Source organism: Loktanella sp. Alg231-35 (genome assembly GCF_900143545.1).
In the GTDB taxonomy this organism is placed as follows: domain Bacteria; phylum Pseudomonadota; class Alphaproteobacteria; order Rhodobacterales; family Rhodobacteraceae; genus Yoonia.
In genome coordinates, this window is the sequence record NZ_FREV01000001.1 from 563,874 (window position 1) to 590,682 (window position 26,809).

The window sequence follows — 26,809 nt, forward strand, 5'->3', positions numbered from 1 at the left end:
CTAAGCGGAGGCCCGCCGTGACCGCCAAAGCGTGAACAGCCCGGCCCCTACAACGATTGCCGCCCCGATCGCCACATTGGGGCGCAGCGTTTCGCCCAAGAGGAACAGGCCGATGGCGCTGGCAAAGACCAGCTGTAGGTAGGCGAAGGGTTGCACCGCGCTCGCCTCGGCCACTTCATAGGTTTTGATCAAGAGCCAGTGGCCAAGTGCCCCGGTGATGCAGAGTGTTGCCATCCATTGCCAGTCATGGGCGGTTATCGGTTCCCAGTACCAGATGCCCACTACCGTCATCAGCGCGGCCCCCGATGTGCCGGTCCAAAAGAATGATGTTGCCGTGCTGTCCTTGCGTGCCGCATAGCGGGTCAGCAGGCCATAGAGCGCAAACATCAGCGCGGACAGCAAGGGGATCGCCGCTGCAGGGGCAAAGACGGTGTAGCCCGGTTGCAAGATCACCAGTACACCTACAAAGCCGATGCCAATCGCGGCCCAGCGCCGCCAGCCGACGTTTTCGCCCAAAACCGGCCCGGACAGGGCGGCGATCAAAAGAGGGTAGCAGGCAAAGATGGCGTGGCTTTCCACCAAACCCAGCAACACAAAGGCACTAACCATCACGCAGATTTCAGTGGCAAGCAGTGTGCCCCGGAAAATTTGCAAGATCGGTTGTTTTGTTGCTGCGGCGGCGCGAATTGACCCGGATTGCCGGGCGGCAATGGTGACCACGAAGGCGGCAAAGAACCAATAGCGGATCATCACGATTATGATTACGTTGTAATTTTCGGCCAGAAGCCGCGAAATTCCGTCCTGCACTGCAAAGACAAATGTCGTTGCAATCATCAACAAGATACCAAGGCGCGGGTTATTCTGCATGCGCCATCCTTGCCGTTGTCATGTGACGTTTGCGCCCATAGCCGGGGGTGCGGGTGACGGTGAACCCGGCCTCTGCCAGTGTGCGCCGGATATGTCCGGCGGCAGAGTATGTCGCTGCCGTGCCGTTCGGTTTGGTATGGGTGCCAACGGCATTCAGCAAGGACGGCTCCCACAGTTCAGGGTTCTTTGCCGGTGAGAAGCCGTCAAGGAACCAAGCATCCGCTTTGCCCTGCCATTGCGGGAGTGTCGCGCGGGCATCCCCGAGGATCACCTCAAGCAGCGGCCCATCCGAAAGCTGGGTAACGCCAGTGCCCGGTGTCCATTCGGCCAGAAGTGTTTCAGCGTAGGGAGCAAGCTGCGGGAAGTGGCGCAATGCGTCACGCATGTCTGGCAGGGCCATGGCGAAAGCCTCAAAGGATGTGAACCGCAGGATGCCCGGTCGCCCGGCCTTGTCCCAGAGCGCCCATGTCACCAGCAGGTTCAGCCCGGTGCCAAACCCAAGCTCTGCAATCTGAAAGTCATCATTGAACCGCGCGGGCAGATCGTTGCCAGCAAGAAAGACATGCTCGGTTTCGGCCAGCCCGTTGTCGAGCGAATAATAAGGATCATCAAAAGCGGTCGCGATGGGCACGCCATCCCGCCATTCCAATTCTGCTCTCTGGTCTGTCATGCGCGTGTGCCCTACCTTTGCGTCATCTTTGTGCGGAAGGGCGCGGAATGGCAACGACAGATGTGACGGTGATGGGGGCCGGGGTGTTCGGCCTATCAGTGGCCTTTGCCTGCGCGTCACGGGGTGCAGCGGTGCGGGTCATTGATCCGCATGGTGTTGCTGCGGGTTCCAGCGGTGGTTTGGTCGGGGCTTTGGCCCCGCATGTGCCGGAGAACTGGAATGAAAAGAAGGCGTTTCAATTTGAAAGCTTGATCATGGCACAGGCGTTTTGGGATCGCGTTGAGGCGGTGACAGGGGCTGATGTGGGCTATGTCCGGTCGGGCCGTTTGCAGCCATTGGCGGACGACCGTGCCGTTGCATTGGCCCGGACCCGTGCACAGGGTGCGGCCGAGCTGTGGCAGGGCAAGGCCACCTGGGACGTTCGAGAGGCGCAAGATGCTGCATGGATGCCTCCTACGCCTTCGGGTTGGGTTGTGTATGACACGTTGTCGGGTTTGATCCATCCGCGTCGGGCCACGCGCGCGCTGGCAGATGCTGTGGTTGCCCTTGGGGGTGAGGTTTTGACCGAAGGCCAAGCGCAGGGGCAGGTGGTCTGGGCCACGGGATGGCCGGGCATGGTTGAGGTTGGAGGCAATGGGGTGAAAGGACAGGCCGCATTGCTGCGTCACGATGCGGCGGGTCAGCCGCAGCTTTTTGCTGATGCGTTGCACATCATCCCGCACGGTGATGGGACCGTTGCCATCGGGTCTACGTCGGAGCGAGAATTTGACGACCCCACCGGGACGGATACCGCATTGGATGATGTCATCACCCGCGCCGTTGCAGCATTTCCAGTGTTGAAAGGGGCGCAAGTCATTGAGCGTTGGGCGGGTGTGCGTCCGCGCAGCAAAAGCCGCGCGCCGGTCTTAGGTGCACATCCGACAAGGTCGGGCGCGTATATCGCCAATGGCGGGTTCAAGATTGGATTTGGCATGGCCCCGAAGGTCGGTGAGGTCATGGCTGATCTGGTATTGGACGGGCGCGATACGATCCCAGAGGGGTTCCGCGCCTGATTTAGATGGCCGGAGCCTGTGCAAAGGGCAGATGCCCCGTCTTGATCCAAACCCGCGCGCCATCATCATCGGCGGTCAAGTTCAGTGGCGCACCTTCTGGCAGGCGCAGCCATGAGCCTTTCGTCAAAGTGTCGCCACCTTCAACGCCGCTGCCCGCAATCATCAATAGTTCCACCCCGCCTTGCGGCGTTTCGTTCAACGTCACACGGGGTGCGAGCGAAACAAAGCGGACCTGTTCTTTTGTATCTTTATGCAGGGTTTTGGCGCTGATCCCGTCGGCAATGGGTGTCAGCCCGTCGTCCATTACCATGCGGAATTGCGTCCGGTCATCGGGGTCAAATTGCCAAAGCTTGACGAAAATCGTGCACCCTTCAGCCGCGCCCGGCGTGTGCGATGTAGTCGGCGGATTGCGTACGTAGGTGCCAGCGGGGTAGTCGCCGTGTTCGTCCTGAAAGACACCCTCCAGCACAATGAATTCTTCGCCACCCGTATGCGTATGCGCTGAGAATGTGCTGCCGGAGGCGTAGCGCACGATGGACGTGGCGCGTGCGACCTCATCCCCGATCCGGTCCAGCATCCGCCGGTCCACGCCGGGCATGGGTGAAGCGATCCAATCAAGGCTTTCGGAATGGACAAGGGCGCGCTGCGTGAAGTCTGCGTTCAGTTCCATAGGATACCTTCAAAATTGGGCGATTGTGACGCCAGCTTTTGTCAGATGATCGCGCAACCCGCGTGCCAGCGCAACGGCCCCCGGCGTATCGCCATGTAAACAAATCGTGTCGATTTGGCAGGGGATAAGCGTGCCGTTCTCGGCGATGATGGCCCCTGCTTCAAGCATTTCTAGGACACGCGGTGCGGCGGCCTCTGCGTCATGCAGCACCGCACCCGGCAGGCTGCGGTCCACCAGTGTAGCGTCGTCGTTGTAAGCCCGGTCGGCGAAAATCTCGCCCGCCCAATTGCAGCCCAACTCGCGTGTCACCTCTTCCATCGCGGTTGCGGCCAGCACCATGATGATGATGTCAGGATCCACGTCCAATGCGGCCTGATAACAGGCACGCGCCAGCGCGTGATCGACGCACGCCATGTTCGAGAGTGCCCCGTGTAGTTTAAGGTGCCGGACCTGTCCGCCTGCCCGTTTCGCCATCGCCTGCGCCGCGCCCAATTGATAGGCGACAGCATTGGCGATTTCTTCATGTGGTAGCGGCAGCTTGCGCCGCCCGAACCCCTTGAGGTCCGCAAAACCGGGATGCGCACCGATCCCCACACCCTTTGCCACCGCCCGCTGCATCGTTTGTGCCATCACATCAGGGTCGCCCGCATGAAAACCGCAAGCGATGTTGGCCGAACTGACGATATCAAGCAGGGCTGCATCATCGCCCATCGTCCAGGGGCCAAAGCCTTCGCCCATATCTGCGTTCAGGTCGATGTTATGTGTCATTCAGGGCCTCTCAAGATCGTCACCGGGGGTTGCCCCGCTGATCAATTGGTAGCCAAGCAAGTCGGCAATGTCATGTGGGTCGCGCAGCACAGGCGTGCAGCGGGCCCTGAGTTGGCGCAATTGGGCGGCGTAAGTGGTGGCAGTGGCGTCGGCCTCTACCACGCTCAGGAACTGAAAGCGGAGTGCCGTGCCGGGGGCCGCTTGCGCCACTTTAGGCAGGTCGGCGGGGATGACGCTGCCGATCCGAGGGTAGCCGCCGATGGTCTGGCATTCGGCCAGCAGGATGTAGGGCACGCCATCGCCAGTCATCTGGATATCGCCGGATACAATCAGGTCCGACACGAATGTGAGGCCACCTTGCATACCGAAGCCTTTGCCTTCGTAATCGAGCCTGATCCCTTGCCTGTTTCCCCGCGGATTGCGTTGAAAAGTCGTCGTGGCAAAAGCCGCTAGCGTCTGATCCGAAAAGAAGCCGGTCTGGGGGCCGGGCATGATCCGTATCGTGCCGCCAGAAAGCCGATCATCAACGTGCAGTTTGACCGGTGCGCGCATCCGGTCCATGTCAGCTCCGATGGGCAGCGCGTCATCTGTGGCAAGCCGCGTGCCGATCCCAGCGGTCAGATGTGTGGCACGGCTGTCCATGATGGGTGCTGTGGTGATGCCGCCAGCGAGGGCAAGGTATCCGTAGACGCCCTTGGTCGCGCCGGCGATTGTCAGCTTGGCGCCAGCGGGCAGGAATTGTGTGGTGTTATGTTCGACTGTCGCGCCGTCGATGTTTGCCTGCATCACGGCGCCAGTCAGGGCAAAGTGCGTCCCCTCGCTTACGGTGAATGTGCCGCCAAAGCCCATCATTTCGATCACAGCATTGTCGGTGCCTGCGCCAAGCAGCGCTGCCCCCTCAAGCAATGCCAGTGGATCGGCGGCGCCGCCGGTGGACAGCCCTTGAGCCTTCCATCCCGGCCTGCCGAGGTCTTGCACCGTCAGTCCCGGCCCGGCTTTGTGCAGCGTCAGGGTTGGCATCAGCGCAGCACCTCGCATCTGGCACCGCCGTTGGTTGTGCCGTCCCGTTGGATCGTTGCGAAATCGGTGTCAGAGACAGCGGCGAATTGCACGACATCACCCGGTTGCAAGGCGAAAGGTTGTTTGGTTTCGGGCAGGTAGACGCGAAACGCTGTCTGTCCGATGTGCCGCCAACCGGTTGGGGCCTCTGCCGCCCAGATGATCAACTGGCGCACCGCACAGATCAGCGCCCCTTGGGGGAGCGTATCGGTCAGTGCGGATTGGCGGGGGATGTTCCAGTGGTCGGGCAGTAGACCCAGATAAGGTTGGCCGGGTGCGAACCCGATCGCCATGACCCGCACTTGCTGGGTTGTGATTTCTGCGATGGCTTGATCGACTGTGCATCCGGCCAATTGGGCTGCTTCGGCCAGTTGCGCGGCGTGATCGGGGCTGAAACAGGCCGGAATGCGCCAGAGCCGTCGGGGGGGCGTGTCGCCTGACATGGGCTCTGCCAACAGCGTGAGGATTGCGGTGGTGACGGCGTTCCGGTCTGTTGCCGACGGATCGAAACCGATGCGCACAGAGACCAGCGAGGGCGCAACTTCGGTCACTCCGGCGATATCCGCCGCCTCGACCTGATCGCGAAACGCCAAGGCGCGGGCGTTGGCAGTGTCGTTGAGGTTGCGGGCAAAGCGCACAAGAATACCGTCCACGCCGAGCGGGCAAATCTCTGGGTCTTGCAGCGCGTCATTCATGGGCGCGGTCTAGGGGGATTTGTCGAGGCTGTCGATGGGGCCGCCTGCTTTGGTCCAACTGCCAAAACCATCTTTGAGGTGCGCGGCCGGAAAGCCCATCTCGTTCAATGTCGCCACTGTCAACGCGGACCGCCATCCAGAGGCGCAATGAAAGATGAAGGTCCGGTCTTCACCGAAGATATCTTTGAAATAGGGGCTTTCGGGATCGACCCAGAACTCTGCCATGCCGCGCGGGCAATGAAAGCTGCCGGGGATCGCCCCGCTGCGCTGCCGCTCGCGGACATCGCGCAGATCAATGAAGGTGACATTTGGGTCATCCAGCATGGTGATGGCGTCAGCGGTTTCGACTTCCTCGATCCGCGCGCGGGCTGCCGCCACGAGTGCGGCGGCGGATGTGGTGAGCTTGGGCATAGCGTCTCCTTTGCAATCATCTTGCGCACAGCGGGCAGGGGGATGTCCAGAATGGACTGCAACAATTCCTGACGCCGATATGATGAGGGTTCATTTTACTCTGAGCGGAAGTTTGGCCTAGGTGGCCCCAACGCAAATTTACTCACGGAGACCCCAAAATGCGCACATCAACCCTAACTTTCCTTTGCCTTCTTGCCGCAGCCGCAGGCCCGACCCTTGCCCAGGAAGACACCACCGACACGGACGCAATGACCGAAGAAGTGATGGAAGAGATGGCTGACGAAACGATGGCCGAGGATGCCATGGAAGACGAAACGATGTCTGAAGACACCATGGCGGAAGACACTATGGCCGAAGAGACTATGGCGGACGACACCATGGCAGAAGACACCATGGAGGAGGAAATGGCTGAAGAGGAGACCATGGCCGAGGATGTCATGCAGGAAGCGACACCAAGCCTTGAAGAGATCGCCGCCGCCGATCCTAACCTCGAGGTTGCTAAGAACGAAGACGGCGAAGTCGATGCGATGGTTATGCTCTCGGATGTGTTGTTCAGCTTTGGCGACGCCTCTTTGGAGGCCTCATCGTTGGAAACATTGCGTGGTGTTGCCGACAAACTCGACGGTGTCACCGCCATTGAGATCACTGGCCATACCGATGCCATTGGCGATGAATCCTTCAATGAAGCGCTTGGTCAGCGGCGCGCTGATGCGGTGCGCGACTGGCTGATCGCCAATACCGATCTGGCGGCGGAAGTCGTGACTTCACGCGGCGTCGGAGAAACCGATCCGATTGCGCCCAACCTTACCGAGGATGGTGCCGACAACCCCGCTGGGCGCGCCCAGAACCGTAGGGTGGAATTCACCTTGCCTGACGCGGGCTGATCAGACCGTAGGCAGAGGGCCACAGCTGTGATCAGCGGTGGTCCTCGCCCATTTTGCGACTTATTCTTGCCCGCTCTCTGGTAACTGCGGCAAACTGACCATAACTATCCCTCATTCAATTCTGTCTGCGGATTTGACCTGCGTGTGTCCGCAATGACGATCGAGGGATAAGCCAATGGCATCTGATACAACCCCGAATTTGACGGGAAAACTGACATTTCAAAATGACAAGGGCGCTGGGCGCTCAAAATGGCTCGCTGTTTTGCTGGCGCTCATTTTGGTGGGCTGGATGGGCAGCGGATACATCATTCCCACTGCCGATGCCGAGGAGGCGGCCCCTGAGGCACCGGCCAAGCGTGCAATTGCGGTCGCCGTCTTGCCGTCGCAAGCCAAGGACGTGCAACTGGTGCTGAGCGCCGAAGGCCAATCAGAACCGGACCGTGCCAGCGGCATTCAGGCCGAAGCCACCGGGCAAGTCCAATCGGTCCTCGTTGCCCGTGGTGATCTGGTGACAGCTGGCCAAGAGATTGGCCGCATTGACGCAGAAACGATCCAGGCTCAGTTGGCGCAGGCTCAAGCGCAGCAAGAACAGGCGACCCGTGATCTGAACAATGCCCTTGCCTTGCAGGCGCGCGGCGTCGCGACCGAAGACCGGGTGAGCCAATCGCGTGCCGCAAAAGCCGCTACCGATGCGGCTGTTTCGGCCGCAGAACAACAGTTGGATAATACCGTCGTTCGTGCCCCATTTGCGGGCCGTCTCAATGACATGACCCTTGATGAGGGCGAGTTTGTTGATGCAGGTGACGTTGTTGCCGAAGTTTTGGACAATGATCCGCTGACCGTTGTTATTCAGGTGCCGCAGCAGGCCCTGTCTCGCATTGATATCGGCCAGATGGCCCAAGTGCAGTTTATCACGGGCGAAGAACGCAGTGGTGCGGTGAGTTTTATCGGGGCCAATGCTGATCAGCAAACCCGGACATTCCGCGTTGAAGTCACCGTCGATAATCCTGACAGCGTGATGCCTGCGGGTCTGAGCGCGCGCATTGTCCTTCCAACCGGCATGGCCCGAGGGCATTTTATCTCACCCGCGATCCTGTCGCTGGGCACAGATGGTGCGCTTGGTATCAAAACCGTTGAGAGCGACAACACAGTGGCCTTTGCCCCGGTGTCGATTGTACGCGCCCAAACAGATGGTGTCTGGGTCACAGGCCTGCCGGAAGAGGCGGATATTATCACCGTCGGTCAGGGTTTTGTTGGCGCGGGTGACGTGGTTGAGCCACGCCTGGTGGAGGCAGCGCAAACTGCGGGAGTGTCACAATGATTGGTTTGATCGATGCGGCCTTCAGCCGCAGCAAGGTTGTGCAGCTGGTCTTGTTCTTTCTGCTGGCGATTGGTGCGCTGTCCTACAGTGCGATCCCCAAGGAAAGTAACCCCGAAATCCCCATTCCGGTGGCCTATGTCTCGACCTCGATTGACGGCATCTCGCCAGAGGATTCCGAGGATGTGCTGATCGGACCAATGGAGGCTGAATTTGCGTCACTCACCGGATTGAAATCCATGACGGCGACAGCCAGCGAAGGCCGTGCGACTGTGCAGCTGGAGTTTGAACCGGGCTTTGATTCCGATGCCGCACTGGACAAGGTCCGCGAAGCTGCAGACAAGGCCGAAAGTGAACTGCCGTCGGATGCCAGCATCACGGTCACGGAAATCAACACCGCCCTCTTTCCGATCATGACAGCGATCCTGTCCGGCCCCGTGCCGGAACGCACGCTGAACGCTTTGGCCGAAGATCTGCAAGACGACATTGAATCGCTCAGTGGTGTGCTTGAGGTGGATGTCGGCGGCAAGCGCACAGAGCTGTTGGAGGTGTTGATCGATCCGACTGTTTTCGAGACGTACAACATTTCGTTTGATGAGCTGATTAGCTCAATCACCAACAACAATCAGTTGATTGCCGCAGGTGCGATTGAGAGCGAAGCGGGTCGCGTTGTCTTGAAGGTGCCGGGTTTGATCGAGAACCTTGAAGATGTGATGGAGCTGCCCATTCTGGTGCGCGGCCAGACGGTTGTGACCTTTGCCGATGTGGCGACGATCCGGCGCACCTTTGAAGATCCCACAGGTTTTGCCCGGATTGACGGCCAGCCCGCACTTGCCCTTGAGATAAAAAAGCGGGTTGGTGCAAACATCATCGAGACCGTTGACGAGGTGCGTGCCGTCATCGACAGCGCGCGGGCGGATTGGCCGGAAAGCGTGCAAGTTCGCTACACGCTGGACGAAAGTGAGCAGGTGCAATCCATGCTCAGCGATCTGGAAGCCAACGTGATTGCCGCCATCATTCTGGTGATGATCGTGGTGGTCTATGCGCTTGGCTTGCGGTCGTCCTTGCTGGTGGGCCTGGCCATTCCCGGTGCGTTTCTGAGCGGTGTTGCGGGTCTTTATTTCATGGGCTTCACGATGAATATCGTGGTTCTCTTTTCTCTGATCCTTGTCGTAGGGATGCTGGTGGACGGGGCAATCGTCACGGTAGAGCTCGCCGACCGATATCTGCACGACGGCGATGCACCAAAGATTGCCTACGCCAAAGCAGCCAAGCGGATGGCGTGGCCTATCATTGCCTCGACCGCGACGACGCTTTGCGTGTTCTTCCCGCTGTTGTTCTGGACCGGTGTGGTTGGCGAATTCATGAAATTCCTGCCGATCACAGTGATCTTTACGCTGGCTGCATCACTGTTCATGGCACTGATCTTTATCCCTGTCATGGGCGGATTGATTGGCAAGCGCCAAGCGCAGTCAGCCAAGGCCAAGGCCCAGCTTTATGCCGCCGAAAAGGGTGATCCACGCGATATGACCGGCTTTATGGGCGGTTACGTGCGGGTGCTGCAATGGTCGCTGCTGCGCCCTTGGACCACGTTGAGCTTTGCCATGATGGCGCTGGTGGCCTCTTTTGTTGCTTATGGCAGCCTTGGCAATGGTTTGACCTTCTTTCCAGAGGTTGAACCCGACTATGCGCAGGTCGAGGTGCGGGCAAAGGACAATTTTTCGGTCTATGAGCAGGATGCGCTGGTCCGTCAGGTTGAGGCCCGTTTGGCCAATTATGAAGAGATCGCAAGCGTCTATGCCCGCTCTGGCAGTTCAAACGACGGCGGCGATGTGATCGGGTCGTTGCAATTGGAATTGGCGGAATGGGACACGCGCCGCCCAGTGACCCAGATCGCAGTGGACATCCGCACCGATATGGCTGAAATCCCCGGTATCGATGTGCAGGTGCAGACTGACTCCGGTGGTCCCGGTGGCGGCAAGCCGATCAATCTGGAGGTTCTGGGTAATATTCGGGCCGAACAGGAAACTGCCGTCCAGACCATCATCGCCAAGATGGAGCAGATGGGCGGTTTCATCGACGTTGTCGAATCCCGCCCTAACCCCGGTGTGGAATGGCAGATCACTGTTGACCGCTCAGAGGCGGCGCGCAGTGGCGCCAATGTCGCCCTGTTAGGGCAGGCCGTGCAGCTGCTGACCAGCGGCATCACCGTTGCCGATTATCGCCCAGAAGATGGCGATGGCGAGGTTGATATCGTTGTCCGGTTTCCTGCTGTAGACCGGACCTTGGCCGAGTTGGAATCGCTGCGCGTTCCCACAAACGCAGGTCTTGTGCCGATCTCGAACTTTGTCTCCTTTAGTCCAGCCCCGCAAAGCGGTGAGATCACCCGCATTGATCAGGCCCGTGTCATCACGATCTCGGCCGATGTGACAAGCGATGTGCTGGCCAATGATCAAACCATCGCCTTGCAGGCCGCCATTGAAACGCTTGATCTGCCCAGCAGTGTCAGCGTTGAATTCGGCGGCGAGGCCGAGGAACAGGCTGACGCAATGAGCTTTCTTGTTGGTGCGTTTGCGTCGGCGATTGGCCTGATGTTCCTGATCCTGCTGACCCAGTTCAATAGCTTCTGGCAGGCCTTTGTCGTCATGTCTGCAATCGTCTTCTCGATCGCGGGGGTCCTGATTGGATTGATGGTCACAGGCCGGCCCTTTGGCGTGGTCATGGGCGGGATTGGTGTTATCGCGTTGGCGGGGATTGTTGTGAACAACAACATCGTGCTGATCGACACGTTCAACCAACTCAAGGCGCAGGGCCTATCCTCGCTCGAGGCGGCCTTGCGTACCGGTGCGCAGCGTTTGCGCCCTGTTGTGCTGACCTCGGTGACGACTGCGCTGGGCCTGATGCCGATGGTGATTGGCCTGAATATCAACTTCTTTACCCGCGAAATCATCTATGGCGCCCCGTCAACCCAATGGTGGACCGAACTGTCCAGTGCGATTGCCGGTGGATTGGTCTTTGCGACGATCCTGACCTTGCTGGTCACCCCGGCAATGCTGATGCTGGGCGAACGGCGGGCAAAGCGGTTTGAAACCGGCCCTGATCTGGTGCCTGCCGAATAAGTCTGCGCTAAAGGATCTTTCTGGCGGTATGTTCTGCTGCTGCCAGTGCTCCTTCGATCAACCCGCCGTTGTCGGGGGCCATTTCGGTGGAGGTAAAGATGAGTTTGTCATTCCAGACACGCGAAAGTGGGGCTGGCATTTGATAGGGTGGATGCCCCGTAGGGGGTGTGGCGTCTGCGGCGGTCGAGGTGAATGCCGCGGCTGACCAGTCCTCCAAGTGGCTTGTCAGTGGTTTGCTTGCGGCTGCACCAAAGATGTTTGTCAGCTGCGTCAGTGCGGCATGCTGTACCTGATCACCGACCTGCGCGCGGACATGTGCCGGAAGCCCGACAAAGCCGAAGAGCGCGCCAAATGTGCCATCCTCGGGGCTGGCATCATGGATTTCGACCATTGGACCCCGCCTGCTGCTTGCGTCACCTGAAAGGCCCGCATCACGCCAGAAGGGCGTGCCATAGACGGCGACAAATTTAGCATGTGCACCCATCCAAGTAGGGATGGATTTGAGTGTGGCGATTTGGGGTAGAACAGGCGCATATGTCAGGTCGGCGGCGACCCGAGGTGGCAAGGCCAGCACGATCCGGTCTGCGGTGATGGTCCGCCCATCGGCGAGCGTCGCGCTTGGCGCGTCGCTGATATGTGCGGCTTGCGCGTTCATCGTCATGCGTGACGGATCAAGCCGTGCTGCCAGCGCGTCGGTCAGGGCGCTGGTCCCGCCCCCAATCCGCAGTGCACCCGCCATCGACATGAAGCCTGCATTTTGCATGACCTCGCCACTTGCTTGCTCATAAAGCTGTGTGCCTTGCGCGTGTTGTTCAAATGCATGCAGGCCCAGTTCGGGCAGCAGGGCCGCGATCCGTTCTTGCCCCGGCCAAATCCATGATGGCCCAAGATCAACGGCGACATCACCCACGATCAGCGATTTGATCCGCCCGCCCAAGCGCCTGCGCGCGTCCAACAGATGATAGTCGTGGTCTGCCTGTTGTAGGCGATAAGCCAAAGATAGCCCGCTAAGGCCGCCACCAATGATTAATGTTTGGGTGTGCATGACGCCGACCTTTGCTGTGGAGGTCCAGCGTAGGGGATGGGCGTAGCCTTGGACAGGCTACGCCCGATTTGTTTACTTCACATCAAAGCGATCAAGGTTCATCACCTTGGTCCATGCTGCAACGAAATCCTGCGCGAATTTCGCGGCCGCATCGCCTTGCGCATAGACCTCGGACAAGGCCCGCAGTTGCGAGTTGGAGCCGAAGACCAGATCAACACGGGTGCCAGTCCATTTGACGTCGCCTGTCGCGCGATCGTGGCCTTCAAAGGTGCCCTCTTCGCTCCCCTTCTTCCACTCGGTCGCCATATCGACGAGGTTGGTGAAAAAGTCGTTGCTGAGCGTATCGGTTTTGTCAGTCAACACACCATGCTTGCTGTCGCCAGAATTGGCACCCAGCACCCGCAGACCACCGATCAGTACGGTCATCTCTGGCGCTGAAAGCGTCATCAGCTGCGCGCGGTCCACCAGCAGTTTCTCTGCAGGCACGCTGTAGTCAGCCTTGGCAAAGTTGCGGAAACCATCGACTTCAGGCTCCAACGGCTCAAAGCTCTCGGCGTCTGTCTGCTCTTCCAAGGCATCCATGCGGCCCGGTGTGAAGGGCACAGTGATGTCGTGACCTGCGTTCTTGGCCGCCTGTTCGACCGCTGCGCAGCCACCCAAAACGATGATATCAGCGAGCGAGGCGCGTTTGCCGCCCGATTGCGCATCGTTGAACGAGGTCTGCACGCCCGTCAGGGTATCCAGCGCCTTGGCCAGCTTCGCAGGCTCGTTCACCGGCCAGTCCTTTTGCGGGGCCAGACGGATGCGCGCGCCATTGGCGCCGCCGCGTTTGTCCGAGCCGCGGAAGGTCGAGGCCGATGCCCAAGCAGTCGAGACCAGTTCGGAAATCGATAGATCAGAGGCCAGCAGTTTTGATTTTAGGACTGCGATATCTGCGTCATCGATCAGGTCGTGATCAACGGCAGGGATCGGATCCTGCCAGATTAGATCTTCTGCAGGCACTTCATCACCCAGATAAAGAACCTTTGGCCCCATGTCGCGGTGGGTCAGCTTAAACCAAGCACGGGCGTAAGCATCCGCGAACTCTGCAGGGTTTTCGAGGAAACGCTGCGAGATTTTGGCATAGGCTGGGTCCAGCTTCATCGCCATATCCGCCGTAGTCATCATCGGCGCGTGTGTGCGTGATGCGTCATGTGCATCTGGCACCGCGTCACCCATGGCTCCGCCCTTGGGGTGCCATTGGTTGGCGCCAGCGGGGCTTTTGCCCAACTCCCACTCATTGCCTAGCAGCGTTTCGAAATAGCTCATGTCCCATGTGATTGGCGTCGCAGTCCAAGCGCCTTCGATCCCGCTGGTGGTGGTGTGAACGCCCTTGCCGGACTCAAACCCGTTCTTCCAGCCAAGACCCATTTGTTCGATTGGCGCGGCTTCTGGCTCTGGTCCCATCAGGGCTGCATCACCGGCACCATGCGCTTTGCCAAAGGTGTGACCACCAGCGACCAAGGCCACGGTTTCCTCGTCGTTCATCGCCATGCGCGCGAAGGTTTCACGCACATCATGACCAGAGGCGAGCGGGTCAGGGTTACCGTCCGGTCCTTCTGGGTTAACGTAGATCAGGCCCATCTGCACAGCGGCCAGCGGGTTTTCCAGATCACGGTCGCCGGAATAGCGGCTGTTTGGCTTATCGGAACTGGCCAGCCATTCGTCTTCGCGACCCCAATAGACGTCTTCTTCTGGTTCCCATGTATCGGCGCGACCACCTGCAAAGCCGTACATCGGCAGGCCCATCGATTCCATTGCGACATTACCAACCAGCACAAAAAGGTCGGCCCAGGAAATCTGGTTGCCGTACTTCTGCTTGATCGGCCAAAGCAGGCGGCGGCCTTTGTCGAGGTTGCCGTTGTCGGGCCAGCTGTTAAGCGGGGCAAAACGCTGTTGACCGCCGCCTGCGCCGCCTCGGCCGTCTGCCGTACGATAAGTGCCCGCGGCATGCCATGCCAGACGAATAAAGAACGGGCCGTAGTGACCATAGTCAGCGGGCCACCAGTCCTGACTGTCGGTCATCAGCGCGTGCAGGTCCGCCTTGAGCGCCTTAAGGTCGAGTTTCTGGAACTCTTCGGCATAATCGAAATCCAAACCCATCGGGTCAGACGCGGGCGATTTTTGGTGCAGGATTTTGAGGTTTAGCTGGTTGGGCCACCAATCCTTGTTGCCCTGCACACTATGTGTGGCGTTCAGGGTCACCCCGTGCATGACAGGGCATTTTCCGGCGTCATTTCCGTCCATTGTCGTTCTCCGATGTTGGTTACGTTGCGTGCGCTGCCTTGATTCAAGCGCGCTTGGGGCAGAAATAGCACAGCATTTCAATTAGTTTAAGTTGCATTTTTGGATCATACCCATAACTTCAAATTATGAATAACCTTACACTAAAGCAGCTCCGCTATTTTGAAGCCCTGTCCCGCCACGGTCATTTTGGCCGCGCCGCCGAGGCCTGCGCCATTTCGCAACCGGCTTTGTCGGTGCAGATCAAAGAGTTGGAGGAAGGGCTAGGTACACCCTTGTTTGAACGCGGTCCGCGCCATGTTCGTCTGACCGCATTTGGCGAAGACTGGGCGCTGCGGGTGCGCGAGATTTTGCGCGCAGTTGATGATCTTGGTGATATGGCACGTGCGGCGCAGGACGGTTTGGCCGGGCGGTTGCGCCTAGGTGTGATCCCAACCATCGCACCCTATCTTTTGCCGGGGCTCATTGCCTATCTGGGGCGCACCTATCCAGAGCTTGATTTGCATGTGCGCGAAACGATGACGCCGCGCCTGATCGAGGAACTGGCGCGCGGTCAGATCGATGCAGCGATTGTGGCCCTGCCAGTGCATGAGCCGGGCTTTGAAGAGGTGCCGCTTTTTGAAGAGCCGCTGATGCTGGTGCGCCCTTTGGGCGAAGATGATCAGCCGGTGCCCACACCAGAAGGGTTGCGCGACATGCGTTTGCTGCTGCTTGAGGAAGGGCATTGTTTTCGCGATCAGGCACTGTCGTTTTGCCAGTTCGGGGCAGGGGCCACGCGTGAGGGTCTTGATGGCACGTCGCTTTCAACCCTTGTGCAGATGGTTGGGTCCGGCATCGGCGTGACCCTGATCCCACAAATGGCGGTGCGAGTTGAGACCCGTTCCGCCCCGGTGAGTGTCGGGCGATTTGCCAACCCCCAGCCGCAACGCACCGTGGGCATGATCTGGCGGAAAACCAATCCGCTGACGGGGCAGTTGCGCCAAGTGGCAGATGCGGTTCTGCGGGTTGGCCAATCTTTGCCGCTTTAACGCGACCCGTCAGGTGGTGAAGCGCTGGTAACCTTTCGTTCATAAGTCTCCGATATCCCTCGATTACGGATTCGCTCAGCTATGAAAAAGGACGGCCAATGAACCAGCTGAAGAAACTGTCGATTGCACTCTCGGCATTCGCGCTATCGGGCGCGTTATCGGGGCCAGCGCAGGCGCTGACCAGTGTGCAGGTTTCAGAGATCCGCGCCTATGTTGAATTTGGTGATACCCAGGGGTTGCGGGCGTATTTGCTGCAGAACCTCGATTCACTGGACAATAGTGAGCTGTCGGTGATGTTGCGCGACTTTGTATCGACCCCGCCGGAACAGACTTTGTTCACTAACATTGGCTTTCGCAACGCGATGCCTGCAGAACTGCGTGATGTTGTTGAGCGGTCCAAGACGGACGCCTCACTCTATTGAATTTGCAGTGCAAACTTACTGCCATCTTGAAACAGGATGGCATCGCTTGGTGTAGACTGCCGCGCGGTTCCACATGAACCGCAAAGACTGAACGCAAGGTGAAACCTTGCGCACTGATCAAGGAGGACCAGAATGGTCCAACCCAACCGGCAAAAGCTGACCCTGGTCATTGACCCGCGCTTTAGCGGCGGAACCTCCGCCGCTGTCGCGCGCGAGATTTATGCACTGGCACCGTTTTGCGATCTCAACGTTGTTGCGATTTCCTCGAAGCTCTTCAAGGGGCGGCATGTCCATGAAAGGATTGCTGAGGCTTGCGAAGATACCGCCACGCCATTGGTCTGGGACCCTGCCTTTGTCTCTGCAGACCTGATTGCGCTGCATAACCCCAGCTTCCTGAAATTTGACGATGCGCTGAACACGCGGCTGGTCTGTGACCGGCTGTTTGTCGTCTGCCACGAAAACCTGCTGCGCCCGGATGGGCCGGAAGGTTTTGATGTGAGGCATTGTCTTGGGCTGATAGCGGATCAGGCTCTGGCACGGGCGAAATATCTGTCACCCGTCTCCGGTTGGAACCGCAAGACTGTCACCCAATGGCTGAGCGAAAACGGCGGGCCTTGGCAGATCGCACCGTGTGACTGGACGAACATCTGTGACTTTCAGATGAAAGCGCCATGCAATGCGCCACAAGACCGCCGGGGCCGGCACTCGCGTCCCGGATTGGAGAAGTTTCCGCCGCTCTGTGATCTTGAGCAGATGTTCCCGCCAAGCTCCCAATCTGTGCGCATGCTGGGTGCCGACAACCTGATCGGAGAAGCGGTACCCCAGCATTGGGATTTGCTGCCCTTTGGCGCTGAGGACGTCGATGACTTTCTTCAACCCATCGACTTTTTCATCTACTACACACACCCCTTTTGGCAGGAGAGCTTTGGTCGCGTGATTGCCGAAGCCCTTGCCGCAGGCAAGGTTGTTATTGCAGCGGCCCCCACAGCGACGACATTCGCGGATGGTGTCATTGCAGCCGCCCCTGAAGAGGTGGACGGCATTGTTGCCGCGCTTATCGCCACGCCCCAAGACTATCACACGCAGGTGGCGCGGGGACAGGCGGCGCTGTCGGCCTTTGGTGTCACCGCCTTTCAGGACAGGTTTGCGGAACTTCTGACCCTCACAGAAAAGAAAACCACGTCAAACACACGGATGGAGACCCTCTATGATCTTTTGTGAAGCTGGCGGGCAAGATGCCGACGCCACTGACGAACTGGCGATTTTTGTATCGCACCTGCGGGCGCATGACATCCCCGCCATTGTACCCGCATCGCTGGTCCCTCAGCAAATGTCGGCTGCACATCAGTTTGATCTGGCTGCATTCCTGTCGGACGCGTTGCCGACCGAGGACGACCACCTGGTGTTGCTTGATGCTGACAAAATTGATGCTGCGCGGGCCAATAGGTTACGTGGCTTCGCCAAGGGGAAGGCAATTCGGAGCATAGGATTTGGTCAATTCGACCGGCGCCAGGATGAAATCACGGTTGCGTCTCGTCTGGCTTTTGCCTTGAACCGCGAACCCCTATTGCTGGAACCAAATGCGGTTCCGGCCCTGCCAGCCGCAAAGATGCCGATATTTGCGGCACCCGCAACCAAGAGCCGCCGCAGCAAGCCCCGTATCGGGCTGTTTTTTCCTGATCTGAAAGCTCAGAATATCCGGTCCGAACTGCGCGCACTGAGCTTAACACAGGATTTTGCGATTGAGATCGTCACTGGTGGCGCGGAAAAGAAGGCATGGATCGATGCCGATGGTTATAATGTGCCCACTTGGCATCCGGGCGAGTTGTTGCCTCGTGCCTTTGCCGCCCGATTTGACGGCGCTGTCTTCTTTGGCAAACCCGTTAGTTGGCCGCGCTTGCAGATGATCATTGCCAATCTGACGGCCCAAGGGGCGCCATTGATCGACGGGACCGTTGATCGGGCGTGGCACAATCAAGCAAATGAATTCATCGCAGGCCCTTCGGACCTGCGTAACCTGCCGCATTGGATGACGCAAAGCATCCTGCCCAATATGGCGCGCATTGCGGATGATCTGGCGCATACGACCCTGCAGCGTGCTGTCACCCTGCCACCAGCGCTGGCCAAACTGCGTGCCCCCAAAAACCCGCCACAAAAACCAAATCGCAATGAACCGCGTTCGGTTCTGTTCGTGCCGACCAACGGCGTGGGGCTTGGTCACGCAAAAAGATGCAGTCTGGTGGCAGATGCGATGCGCGAGAATGTGACACCACAGTTTGCAGCCTTTCCGTCATGCGTTGGTATGTTGAACGCTTCAGGCTTTGATACGATGCCACTTGTTAGCCGCGCGGCTGACCGGGCACCGCATGACAATGACGTGGTGAATGCGGTGCGCCTCTCTGTTCTTGCGCGACAAAGTGCGGTGACGGTCTTTGATGGCGGCTATGTCTTTGACAGCGTTATGCGCGCCGCCGCTGACAATGGCCGCACCAGTGTCTGGATCAGGCGTGGTCTGTGGCAGGCAAGCCAGAACAATCAAGTGGCGCTTGACCGCCAAAAGGCATTCTCTCGGATTATTGTGCCTTGCGAAGCCTTTGATGAACTTAACGCAGTTGAGGAACGGGCTACCGATATCAAATACGTCGGCCCAATTGTGCAGCGGGTCGAACCGGATCAGGCAGAGATGACCCGGCTGCGTGATGGGCTGGCGCTGGATGGTCGCCGACTTGTTGTCACGATGTTGCGTGGTGGTGTCGCCGCAGACAGACGCGCGCAGATCAACGCAATTTGCGCCCATCTGTCGACGCGCGAGGACATCCTGCATTTGCTGGTGGTCTGGCCCACTGCAACGACCGATCCGGGATGGTTTCAATATCCCAACACCCGTGTGGTGCAATCCATTCACGCCAGCGTTCTGATCCCGCTTGCGGATCTCTTTATTTCGGCCATTGGCTATAACTCTTTTCACGAGGCGATTTATGCCAAGGTGCCGACGATTTTTGTCCCACAGATGGCGAGCTTCATGGATGATCAACGTGCCCGCGGCAAGGCGGCCGCTGATCGGGAACTGGCGGTCCTTGTCGAACCTTGGGAACTGCTCAGCCTCACCCAAACCATTGATCAGTGTTTGGGCGAATGGGCCGAGGCGTTGCGCGAGAACTTGCGCGGCATCAACCTGCCCGAACCCGGTACAAAGGCCGCCGCACAGCATATCCTGGAGATGGTCGAATGATCACATCGCACAGAACGGACGAAAGCTTTTTGGCCGACAAATCTGCACAGGCCTGGTCAGAACGGCTGATGCGCACGTCGACGTCTTGCCCGGCAAACATCGACATCTTGCTGGCCCCTGCCAATCCGCTTGCTGCACATAAGGCGGGCAAGGCTATCTTTCCCCAGCTTGATGCACAGCAACTGCAGCGTACCTTGGGGCCGGACGCACGCCCCGCCATAGGTGTCTTACTGGATGACGCCGAGGCGCGCCTGGATGATGCAAGCACCAGTTTGATGGCAACACGCTATGCCTCTCTCGCGATTGAGAAAGAGTGTGAGGTCATCATTCTGTCGCATCAAAGCAATGCGGGATTTGAGCGATTTGGCTTTCGGGTGGAACGTATCGCGGGCAAGACAGCGGCTGAACAGAATGACTGTATCGCACAGATACGTCAGTTCTGGGGGCTTGAGATCATGATTTGAGGCCGGGATGGGATCGGGCAACATGTCTTCTAAACACCGTTCTATGCACGCATCCGCGCAAATTCAGGGTCATAGGGTGATGCTGCGATCACTTCAACGTTGACCAGTTCGCCGCAGAGATCCAACTGCAACACCGTCCCGATATCGGTGAACTTTGGATCCATGAACGCATAAGCAAGGTTCATCTTCACCCGGTGCCCCCAATCACCAGAGGTGATCGTGCCCACAACATTCCCATCGTTGAGAAGCGATGCCCCACCGTGTGCCGGTGCGTGGTCGGCATCGACGTTCAGCGTGACAAGCTGTTGCTCTGGGCCCCGTGCCATCCGTTTTGCCAAGGCGTCTTTGCCGATGAATTCGCCCTTTTCCATATTCACGAACCGGGTCAATCCGGTCTCGAACGGGTCACGTTCGGTGATCAAATCGGCTTTCCAATGCGGGAACCCTTTTTCCAAGCGCATCGCATCCACAGCGCGCGCGCCGAAAAGCTGCAAATCATCCGCCTTCCCGGCCTCGCGCAGCGCGAGGTAGGCCGCATAAAGTGCAGCATTTGGTACGTGGATTTCATAGGCCAGCTCTCCGGAGAAGCTGATACCCATCACCGTGGCGGGGACAAACCCGATGAAACACTCGCGGACGCTGAGCCACGGAAACGCGTCTTTGGACCAGTCACCGCGCGCGCAGGCGGATAGAACTTCGCGTGATTTTGGTCCGGCCAGCACCAGTATAGTCTGGTCATTGGTCAGGCCACGCAGTTGGACATCTTCATTGGCACGCAGATGTGCTGTAAGCCAATCCATATCGTGAAATTCGCTGGCCGCGGCAGAGCCGTACCAGACCCGGTCCGGTCCACGGTCGCTGGCAGGCAGATTGGCGATTGTTGCCTCACCTTTCACCATGCCGTCGTGATTGAGCAGATACCCCAGCCCGACGCGCCCAGCGCGTTTGGTGACATTGCCGCAGAACATCCGGTCGAGAAAACTGTGCCTGTCTGCTCCAGTGACCTCAATCCGGTTGAACCCATTCACCTCGGCCAGTCCGACGTTGGTTTGCACGTTGCGGACTTCGGCGGCGATCAAGTCGAAGGTTTCATCGAAATTGAAACTGAGCGTGGGGTGAAAATCCGGCGCGGGTTTGATGTAATCGACACGCTCCCACCCGTTCACGACGGTGAATTCGGCACCTTCGGCGGCCATGATTGGGGTAAGCGGTGTTGTTTTCGCGGGGCGCCCGGCAGGGCGGTGTTCATGCGGGAAGTGGAAGCGGAATTCGTTTTGGTAGTCCTCAATCGCCTTGAGCGCGGTCAGTTCGACATTGGCATGTCCGGTGAACCGGCGCGGATCAAGGCACCATGTGTCATAGCAGGCCTCACCATGGACAATCTGCTGCGCGAGCAGCCAGCCATGTCCGCCGCCTTCACCGACACCGGCCCGCAGGCCGATGATGCAAAAGGCGTTGCGTTTGCCGGGGATAGGCCCGACCAATGGCGCACCATCGATCGTATAGGTGATGGGGCCGTTTACGACCCGTTTGATCCCCGCTTCGGTCAGTGCGGGCATGCGGGCGAATGCCCCTTCGAGCACATCCATCACACGGTCCAGATCGTCAGGGCACAGGTCATTGGCAAAGCTGGGGCTGATCCCATCCATGCCCCAGGTTTTGCAATCCTGTTCATAGAAACCGACCAGCAGCCCGTCCTTTTCCTGCCGGCAATAATAGTCCGAGATCGGGCAGCGCAGCAGCGGCATCCGGTGCCCGGCCTCTTTGATCGCGGGGATGTCTTCTGTCACGAAATATTGGTGCTCCATCGACGCAACGGGGTGGTGGACCCCCATCATTGCACCCACTTCGTTTACCCGGTAACCGCAGGCGTTAACCACGATATCGGCGTCAATATTGCCCTTATCGGTTTCCACCAGCCAGGTGTCGTCATCGCGTTGCTTAAGGCCGGTGACGGAGGTGTGCCGATAGATCTCGGCCCCTGCTTTGCGGGCGTGAAAGGCCAGCGCCTGGCATAATTGGGCAGGGTCAATGTCACCGTCTTCGCCATCCCAAAGCCCACCCAGCAGGTTATCGGTTGAGATAAGCGGATGGCGCTTGGCACATTCTGCCGCATCGATCACCTCGAATTCGACGCCCATGCCCCGCGCCATAGAGGAGAAATGCCGGTAGCCTTGCATTTGCGCTTCGGTGTTGGCCAGCCGTATGCCGCCATCGCCATGGTGGTAGCCCACCGGGTATTCCGGGTCGTCGCGCAGCTTCTTGTAAAGCGCGATGGAGTGGGTTTTCAGCCCCACCATCGTCTGGTTCATCCCAAAGTTGGTGACCTGCGCCGCAGAGTGCCAGGTTGTCCCGGAAGTGAGTTCATCCCGCTCGATCAGGACCACATCGGTCCAGCCTTCCTCTGTCAGATGATAGAGAGCTGAACAGCCCGCGATGCCCCCGCCAATGACAACGACTTTGGTTCTGGTTTTCATGGCGCGCCTCTCGCTCTGATGCCGAGTGGCCGGGCGGCAAACGCCCCTGTCATCGCAGCATAGTGTTACTGCGACACTGGAGTGAAAAAATACCGCCCCTGCAAGTTAAATGATACGCACTGACAGGAAACAGCGCCTACCGCACCACGTAGACCGAGCAATTCGAATGCCTTACGACGCGTGCCGCGTTTGGCCCCAAAAGATAATCTTTGAAATCAGGCTTATGTGCGCCAATGACAATCAGGCTCGATTTCGTCTGTTCGGCTAGCTTGATGATCTCTTCATAGGCCGTACCAGTCGCCACGATGTGACGGACGTTTTCGTTGGCTTCTTTGCCGATGGTTGCACCGACAAGTTCGTTCAGCTTTTTTTTGGAAGATGCCACCAGCTTGTCATGGTGATCGCTTTCAAAAAAGCTACCCACCATGCTTTTGCCGTAGTCCGGCACCACGGTGACCACATCCAACGGTGCCCCTTCAAGGTCGGCCAGTTTCTTGGCGGCCAAGATCACGACGTTATCGTGATCAGCATCGGTGATGTCGATTGCGCATAAGACAGTTCCGGTCATGCGGCTTCTCCTTGGGGAATAACACGGCGCGCGCGACCGCGCTGTAGCATGTAAACGAAGGCCAGCAGCAAGAGTGCCGGGATGAACATCAGCTCTTTTGGCAATTGCGACTGTGGGGCCAGCACCTCTTTCACGGTGACAAATTCGTCGCCGTAGAAATCGTAATCGGCCAGAGCACTGGCATGAGGCGAACCAAAGGCAGGCTCATCAAGTGCCAGATCGTCGCCTTCTGCAAAGAACGAAAGCCCTGTTGTCGCTAGCCGGTCAGCGGGTGCTTCGTCACCGATGCTGAGCACAATTGTGGTGTCACGCAATTCGCTGGTGTCAAAGTCTGGGCCGTTGATGACCACACGCATTTCACTGCCTGCGGGGGCTTCTTCGATGGCTTGGGTCAGCGCCGCTGGTGGCACGTCCGCAAACGGCGGTTGGACACGGTCCATGAAGAAATCTGGTCGGAACAGCACAAAGGCAATCAGGATCAGCAGGACGCTTTCATAGATGCGGCTTTTGGTGACAAACCACCCCATCGTACCTGCCGTGAAGACCAGTATCGCGATACTGGCCGATATAAAGACCAATATCCCTTGCGCCCATCCGACGTCGATCAACAGCAAATCGGTGTTGAATATAAAGACAAATGGCAAGGCCACGGTCCGCAGGCTATAAAAGAAGGCCACAAAGCCGGTTCTGATCGCATCGCCACCCGACACGGCGGCGGCCGCAAAACTGGCAAGGCCCACGGGGGGCGTCACATCCGCCATAATCCCGAAATAGAAGACAAAGAGGTGAACCGCGATCAGCGGCACAACCAGCCCGGACTGTGCCCCTAATTGCACAACGACACCGGCCATCAGCGACGACACAACAATGTAGTTAGCGGTTGTCGGCAGCCCCATACCCAGCACCAGCGACAAGAGCCCGACCATAACCAGCATCAGGATCAGATTACCGCCAGAAAGGAATTCGACCAGATCGGCCATGACTTGCCCCACACCGGTCAGCGTGACTGTGCCCACGATCACACCAGCAGTGGCCGTGGCCAGGCCGATGCCGATCATGTTGCGGGCGCCATCGACCAGTCCTTGCAGCAGATCGACTACACCGTCCTTGAACCGCTCAAACAAAGCGCTTTCACCACGGAAGACGGATTTCAACGGGCGTTGCGTTAGCAGGATCACGAAGAGCAGCATCGTGGCCCAGAAGGCCGAAAGGCCGGGTGATTTCTGTTCGATCATTAGGAAGTAGACCAGAACGATGATCGGCAGCAGATAGTAGAGGCCAGCTTTGTAGATCTCGCCGACCACCGGCAGTTCAACCTCTTTGGCGTTCGGGTCATCGGCCTCAAGATCGGCAACGCCGGACGCGACCCAGAGCAGGGCGACATAGGTCAAAAAGACCAGCGCCGACAGGATCAATCCAGAGTTCGGGAGCGCACTCGAGATCGCCCTGACGGGGTATTGCACGCCATAGCAAAGGGCCGCGAACCCGACAAAGAAGGCCGCCATCCCACCAATGGTCCGGCCCATGGACACGACGCGGTTGCCCAGCGTCGGCATGTTGTTTTTCACCGCTTCAAGGTGAACGATGTAGACCAGCGCGATGTAGGAAATCGTCGCAGGCAGGAAGGCGTGGGTGATCACCTCGACATAAGAAATGCCCACATATTCGACCATCAAGAACGCCGCAGCACCCATTACGGGTGGCATGATTTGCCCGTTCACCGATGATGCCACTTCCACAGCACCCGCCTTTTCGGAACTGAACCCGACCCGCTTCATCAACGGGATCGTGAACGTACCCGTGGTCACAACGTTGGCGATAGAAGAGCCTGAGATCAGACCAGTTGCAGCGGACCCCACCACAGCCGCCTTCGCAGGCCCTCCTTTAAGATGACCCAGCGCGCCAAAAGCCATCTTAATGAAATAGTTACCAGCCCCAGCTTTATCGAGCAGCGCGCCGAACAACACAAAAAGGAAAACAAACTTGGTGGAAACACCGAGGGCGATACCAAACACACCCTCTGATGTGATCCACATATGGCTCATCGCTTTTTTCAGCGATGCGCCACCCCAACGGATCACATCGGGTACAATGGTTGATGACCCGTAGAAGACGTAGAAGAGAAAGATAACAGCAATGATCGCCATTGCCGGTCCAAGCGCGCGGCGCGCGCCTTCAAAAAGCAGGGCGAGACCCGCCAGCGCGAACCATTTGTCTATATCATCGGCAAGTCCGCCAGAGTTGACGATCTTGTCGTAGAAGAAATACCCGTAAAGCGCGATGAAAACGCCTGCAAATCCCATGATCCAGTCAGGGATGGGGATGTAGTCACGCGGGCTGGATTTGAATGCGGGGTAGGCCATGAAGGCAAGGAAAATGGCAAAGGCCAGGTGAATCTGACGAGAGTTGTTCACGACCGATCCGGGCAGGATCTGATTGGACAATGGGGAAGCGAGCACCACTTGGAAGACCGACCAGGTGATCGCAACAATGGACAAGAATAGCCCAACCGATCCAACAGGATTACGTGCGCCCGCGTCCGAAGATGAAACAAGGTCCTGAAGCTCTTCTTCGCTAAGGCCTTTGCGTTGGTCTTGATCGGTTGCCATGTGATCTTACTCCCCTTTGTCCTGCTCAAACGAGAGGACGGTCTTATTGGCTACGGAGGAGGCGATTTCCCGCCTCCTCTGAATGCTTTAGTCGCAGGCTTGAATTATTCCATCCAGCCTTGCTCGCGGTAATATTTGGCTGCGCCGTCGTGAATTGGTGCAGACAAACCAGCAGACGCCATTTCCTCAGGGGCAAGGTTTGCGAATGCAGGGTGGAGGCCGCGGAAGTCGTCGATGTTGTCAAAGACAGCCGAAACGAGGGTATAGACGACGTCTTCTGACACATCGGCGGAAGAGACAAATGTCGCACCAACACCGAAGGTTGCAACGTCGCCATCATTGCCGCGATACATACCACCCGGGATAGTGGCTGCGCGGTAATAAGAATTGTCGGCGATCAATGCGTCGATTTCGGGGCCGGATACTTCAACAAGGACAGAGTCGCATGCTGTTGTCGCTTCCTGGATGGAACCGGATGGGTGACCAACGGTGTAGATCATCGCGTCGATCTGATTGTCACAAAGGGCTGCTGATTGCTCTGCCGCTTTCAATTCGGAAGCCAGAGCAAAGCTGTCCATAGTCCAACCCATCTGCTCCATCACAACTTCCATTGTGCCGCGTTGGCCAGAACCTGGGTTGCCGATGTTCACGCGTTTGCCTTCAAGATCGGCAAGTGTGGTAATGCCAGCGTCAGCGCGGGCCACAACGGTGAAGGGCTCTGGGTGAACAGAGAAGACAGCACGCAGGCTTTCGAACGGACCCTGCTCTTCAAAGCGGGAAGAGCCGTTGAACGCGTGGAACTGCCAGTCGGATTGGGCCACACCAAACTCCAACTCACCTTCGCGAATTGTGTTGATGTTGTAGACTGAACCACCGGTGGATTCGACCGAGCAACGGATGCCGTGATCGCGGCGGCCCTGGTTGACCAGACGGCAGATTGCGCCGCCTGTCGGATAATAGACCCCCGTTACGCCTCCGGTGCCGATTGTGATGAATTCTTCGGCCATTGCAGCCGGCGCTGAGACAGTGAGCGCCACCGCGACAGCGGCAACAGTTGAGATTTTTTTCTGGATCATTGACGTTCTCCCTTAGTCAATTGTTTGGCATTCGGGTGTTCGTGGAAATCAGCGACATGTCGCCATTGTCCATCTTGTTTTGACACCGCAAG

At 58.3% G+C, this 26,809-nt stretch carries 22 protein-coding genes; 9 read left to right on the top strand and 13 right to left on the bottom strand.

Annotation, left to right across the window (positions count from 1 at the left end; all coding sequences use genetic code 11):
• Window positions 1-867, bottom strand: coding sequence for a DMT family transporter (locus DHN10_RS02875; RefSeq protein WP_108813724.1), 867 nt, complete (start codon window positions 865-867; stop codon window positions 1-3).
• A complete protein-coding gene (gene mnmD / locus DHN10_RS02880; protein WP_108813725.1) occupies window positions 857-1,537 on the bottom strand; it encodes a tRNA (5-methylaminomethyl-2-thiouridine)(34)-methyltransferase MnmD in 681 nt (226 codons plus the stop codon). Before mnmD ends, DHN10_RS02875 begins: the two co-directional genes overlap by 11 nt.
• 47 nt (window positions 1,538-1,584) lie before the next feature.
• Here mnmD and DHN10_RS02885 point away from each other — a divergent pair, with 47 nt between their 5' ends.
• The gene (locus DHN10_RS02885) at window positions 1,585-2,589 is read left to right on the top strand and encodes an NAD(P)/FAD-dependent oxidoreductase (RefSeq protein ID WP_108813726.1); all 1,005 of its coding nucleotides are present in this window, start codon (window positions 1,585-1,587) and stop codon (window positions 2,587-2,589) included.
• Window position 2,590: 1 nt separating this feature from the next.
• Here the strand turns inward: DHN10_RS02885 and DHN10_RS02890 are convergent, their stop codons facing one another.
• From DHN10_RS02890 to DHN10_RS02910, 5 genes are read right to left on the bottom strand one after another with little or no spacing between them, the layout of a single operon-like run.
• Window positions 2,591-3,259 carry a cupin domain-containing protein gene (locus tag DHN10_RS02890; RefSeq protein WP_108813727.1) on the bottom strand — a complete coding sequence of 223 codons (669 nt, stop codon included), beginning with the start codon at window positions 3,257-3,259 and terminating at the stop codon, window positions 2,591-2,593.
• A gap of 9 nt (window positions 3,260-3,268) precedes the next feature.
• Window positions 3,269-4,027, bottom strand: a complete 759-nt coding sequence (locus DHN10_RS02895) for a LamB/YcsF family protein (protein WP_108813728.1) — start codon at window positions 4,025-4,027, stop codon at window positions 3,269-3,271.
• Window positions 4,028-5,047: a biotin-dependent carboxyltransferase family protein gene (locus DHN10_RS02900; protein WP_108813913.1), complete on the bottom strand. Its 1,020-nt coding sequence runs from the start codon at window positions 5,045-5,047 to the stop codon at window positions 4,028-4,030. It lies immediately after the preceding gene.
• Entirely contained in the window at window positions 5,047-5,781 is a 735-nt protein-coding gene (locus DHN10_RS02905) for a 5-oxoprolinase subunit B family protein (RefSeq protein WP_108813729.1), read from the bottom strand. The genes DHN10_RS02900 and DHN10_RS02905 overlap by 1 nt, the downstream gene beginning before the upstream one ends.
• Window positions 5,782-5,790: 9 nt before the next feature.
• Complete coding sequence (locus tag DHN10_RS02910) at window positions 5,791-6,192, bottom strand: rhodanese-like domain-containing protein (protein ID WP_108813730.1); 402 nt, start codon at window positions 6,190-6,192, stop codon at window positions 5,791-5,793.
• Window positions 6,193-6,350: 158 nt separating this feature from the next.
• Here DHN10_RS02910 and DHN10_RS02915 point away from each other — a divergent pair, with 158 nt between their 5' ends.
• The 3 genes from DHN10_RS02915 to DHN10_RS02925 all read left to right on the top strand — a co-directional run bounded on the left by DHN10_RS02915 (window position 6,351) and on the right by DHN10_RS02925 (window position 11,513).
• Window positions 6,351-7,076 (top strand): OmpA family protein, encoded by a 726-nt coding sequence (locus tag DHN10_RS02915; RefSeq protein ID WP_108813731.1) that lies wholly within the window; start codon window positions 6,351-6,353, stop codon window positions 7,074-7,076.
• A gap of 175 nt (window positions 7,077-7,251) precedes the next feature.
• Entirely contained in the window at window positions 7,252-8,397 is a 1,146-nt protein-coding gene (locus DHN10_RS02920; protein WP_108813732.1) for an efflux RND transporter periplasmic adaptor subunit, read from the top strand.
• The gene (locus DHN10_RS02925) at window positions 8,394-11,513 is read left to right on the top strand and encodes an efflux RND transporter permease subunit (RefSeq protein ID WP_108813733.1); all 3,120 of its coding nucleotides are present in this window, start codon (window positions 8,394-8,396) and stop codon (window positions 11,511-11,513) included. The genes DHN10_RS02920 and DHN10_RS02925 overlap by 4 nt, the downstream gene beginning before the upstream one ends.
• Window positions 11,514-11,520: 7 nt before the next feature.
• On the opposite strand, the gene DHN10_RS02930 is transcribed toward DHN10_RS02925, so the two are convergent.
• Window positions 11,521-12,558 carry a flavin monoamine oxidase family protein gene (locus DHN10_RS02930; protein WP_108813734.1) on the bottom strand — a complete coding sequence of 346 codons (1,038 nt, stop codon included), beginning with the start codon at window positions 12,556-12,558 and terminating at the stop codon, window positions 11,521-11,523.
• Between the two features lie 72 nt (window positions 12,559-12,630).
• A complete protein-coding gene (gene katG, locus DHN10_RS02935) occupies window positions 12,631-14,844 on the bottom strand; it encodes a catalase/peroxidase HPI (RefSeq protein ID WP_108813735.1) in 2,214 nt (737 codons plus the stop codon).
• Window positions 14,845-14,969: 125 nt separating this feature from the next.
• On the opposite strand from katG, the gene DHN10_RS02940 reads away from it, so the two are divergent.
• The 5 genes from DHN10_RS02940 to DHN10_RS02960 all read left to right on the top strand — a co-directional run bounded on the left by DHN10_RS02940 (window position 14,970) and on the right by DHN10_RS02960 (window position 19,987).
• Window positions 14,970-15,869, top strand: coding sequence for a hydrogen peroxide-inducible genes activator (locus DHN10_RS02940; RefSeq protein WP_108813736.1), 900 nt, complete (start codon window positions 14,970-14,972; stop codon window positions 15,867-15,869).
• A 98-nt stretch (window positions 15,870-15,967) separates the two neighbouring features.
• Window positions 15,968-16,291: a hypothetical protein gene (locus tag DHN10_RS02945; RefSeq protein ID WP_108813737.1), complete on the top strand. Its 324-nt coding sequence runs from the start codon at window positions 15,968-15,970 to the stop codon at window positions 16,289-16,291.
• Between the two features lie 132 nt (window positions 16,292-16,423).
• Window positions 16,424-17,512 carry a glycosyltransferase gene (locus tag DHN10_RS02950; protein WP_108813738.1) on the top strand — a complete coding sequence of 363 codons (1,089 nt, stop codon included), beginning with the start codon at window positions 16,424-16,426 and terminating at the stop codon, window positions 17,510-17,512.
• Entirely contained in the window at window positions 17,499-19,523 is a 2,025-nt protein-coding gene (locus DHN10_RS02955) for a glycosyltransferase (protein ID WP_108813739.1), read from the top strand. Before DHN10_RS02950 ends, DHN10_RS02955 begins: the two co-directional genes overlap by 14 nt.
• On the top strand, window positions 19,520-19,987 hold the full coding sequence (locus tag DHN10_RS02960; RefSeq protein WP_108813740.1) for a hypothetical protein: 468 nt from the start codon (window positions 19,520-19,522) through the stop codon (window positions 19,985-19,987). Before DHN10_RS02955 ends, DHN10_RS02960 begins: the two co-directional genes overlap by 4 nt.
• 41 nt (window positions 19,988-20,028) lie before the next feature.
• On the opposite strand, the gene DHN10_RS02965 is transcribed toward DHN10_RS02960, so the two are convergent.
• The 4 genes from DHN10_RS02965 to DHN10_RS02980 form a co-directional block, all read right to left on the bottom strand.
• Window positions 20,029-22,464, bottom strand: coding sequence for a GcvT family protein (locus DHN10_RS02965; RefSeq protein WP_108813741.1), 2,436 nt, complete (start codon window positions 22,462-22,464; stop codon window positions 20,029-20,031).
• 136 nt (window positions 22,465-22,600) lie between these two features.
• Window positions 22,601-23,032, bottom strand: a complete 432-nt coding sequence (locus tag DHN10_RS02970) for a universal stress protein (RefSeq protein WP_108813742.1) — start codon at window positions 23,030-23,032, stop codon at window positions 22,601-22,603.
• Entirely contained in the window at window positions 23,029-25,641 is a 2,613-nt protein-coding gene (locus DHN10_RS02975) for a TRAP transporter permease (RefSeq protein ID WP_108813743.1), read from the bottom strand. The genes DHN10_RS02970 and DHN10_RS02975 overlap by 4 nt, the downstream gene beginning before the upstream one ends.
• Window positions 25,642-25,745: 104 nt before the next feature.
• Window positions 25,746-26,717: a TAXI family TRAP transporter solute-binding subunit gene (locus tag DHN10_RS02980; protein ID WP_108813744.1), complete on the bottom strand. Its 972-nt coding sequence runs from the start codon at window positions 26,715-26,717 to the stop codon at window positions 25,746-25,748.
• Between the last annotated feature and the right edge of the window lie 92 nt (window positions 26,718-26,809).

Excerpts from the sequence above, each read along its gene's own strand:
- DHN10_RS02885 (WP_108813726.1), top strand. The coding sequence starts at position 1,585 with ATGGCAACGACAGATGTGACGGTGATGGGGGCCGGGGTGTTCGGCCTA.
- DHN10_RS02910 (WP_108813730.1), bottom strand. The coding sequence starts at position 6,192 with ATGCCCAAGCTCACCACATCCGCCGCCGCACTCGTGGCGGCAGCCCGC.
- mnmD (WP_108813725.1), bottom strand. The coding sequence starts at position 1,537 with ATGACAGACCAGAGAGCAGAATTGGAATGGCGGGATGGCGTGCCCATC.
- DHN10_RS02955 (WP_108813739.1), top strand. The coding sequence starts at position 17,499 with ATGATCTTTTGTGAAGCTGGCGGGCAAGATGCCGACGCCACTGACGAA.
- DHN10_RS02960 (WP_108813740.1), top strand. The coding sequence starts at position 19,520 with ATGATCACATCGCACAGAACGGACGAAAGCTTTTTGGCCGACAAATCT.
- DHN10_RS02945 (WP_108813737.1), top strand. The coding sequence starts at position 15,968 with ATGAACCAGCTGAAGAAACTGTCGATTGCACTCTCGGCATTCGCGCTA.
- DHN10_RS02930 (WP_108813734.1), bottom strand. The coding sequence starts at position 12,558 with ATGCACACCCAAACATTAATCATTGGTGGCGGCCTTAGCGGGCTATCT.
- DHN10_RS02895 (WP_108813728.1), bottom strand. The coding sequence starts at position 4,027 with ATGACACATAACATCGACCTGAACGCAGATATGGGCGAAGGCTTTGGC.
- DHN10_RS02950 (WP_108813738.1), top strand. The coding sequence starts at position 16,424 with ATGGTCCAACCCAACCGGCAAAAGCTGACCCTGGTCATTGACCCGCGC.
- DHN10_RS02970 (WP_108813742.1), bottom strand. The coding sequence starts at position 23,032 with ATGACCGGAACTGTCTTATGCGCAATCGACATCACCGATGCTGATCAC.
- DHN10_RS02920 (WP_108813732.1), top strand. The coding sequence starts at position 7,252 with ATGGCATCTGATACAACCCCGAATTTGACGGGAAAACTGACATTTCAA.
- DHN10_RS02905 (WP_108813729.1), bottom strand. The coding sequence starts at position 5,781 with ATGAATGACGCGCTGCAAGACCCAGAGATTTGCCCGCTCGGCGTGGAC.
- DHN10_RS02890 (WP_108813727.1), bottom strand. The coding sequence starts at position 3,259 with ATGGAACTGAACGCAGACTTCACGCAGCGCGCCCTTGTCCATTCCGAA.
- DHN10_RS02875 (WP_108813724.1), bottom strand. The coding sequence starts at position 867 with ATGCAGAATAACCCGCGCCTTGGTATCTTGTTGATGATTGCAACGACA.
- DHN10_RS02915 (WP_108813731.1), top strand. The coding sequence starts at position 6,351 with ATGCGCACATCAACCCTAACTTTCCTTTGCCTTCTTGCCGCAGCCGCA.
- DHN10_RS02965 (WP_108813741.1), bottom strand. The coding sequence starts at position 22,464 with ATGAAAACCAGAACCAAAGTCGTTGTCATTGGCGGGGGCATCGCGGGC.
- katG (WP_108813735.1), bottom strand. The coding sequence starts at position 14,844 with ATGGACGGAAATGACGCCGGAAAATGCCCTGTCATGCACGGGGTGACC.
- DHN10_RS02900 (WP_108813913.1), bottom strand. The coding sequence starts at position 5,047 with ATGCCAACCCTGACGCTGCACAAAGCCGGGCCGGGACTGACGGTGCAA.
- DHN10_RS02975 (WP_108813743.1), bottom strand. The coding sequence starts at position 25,641 with ATGGCAACCGATCAAGACCAACGCAAAGGCCTTAGCGAAGAAGAGCTT.
- DHN10_RS02925 (WP_108813733.1), top strand. The coding sequence starts at position 8,394 with ATGATTGGTTTGATCGATGCGGCCTTCAGCCGCAGCAAGGTTGTGCAG.
- DHN10_RS02940 (WP_108813736.1), top strand. The coding sequence starts at position 14,970 with ATGAATAACCTTACACTAAAGCAGCTCCGCTATTTTGAAGCCCTGTCC.
- DHN10_RS02980 (WP_108813744.1), bottom strand. The coding sequence starts at position 26,717 with ATGATCCAGAAAAAAATCTCAACTGTTGCCGCTGTCGCGGTGGCGCTC.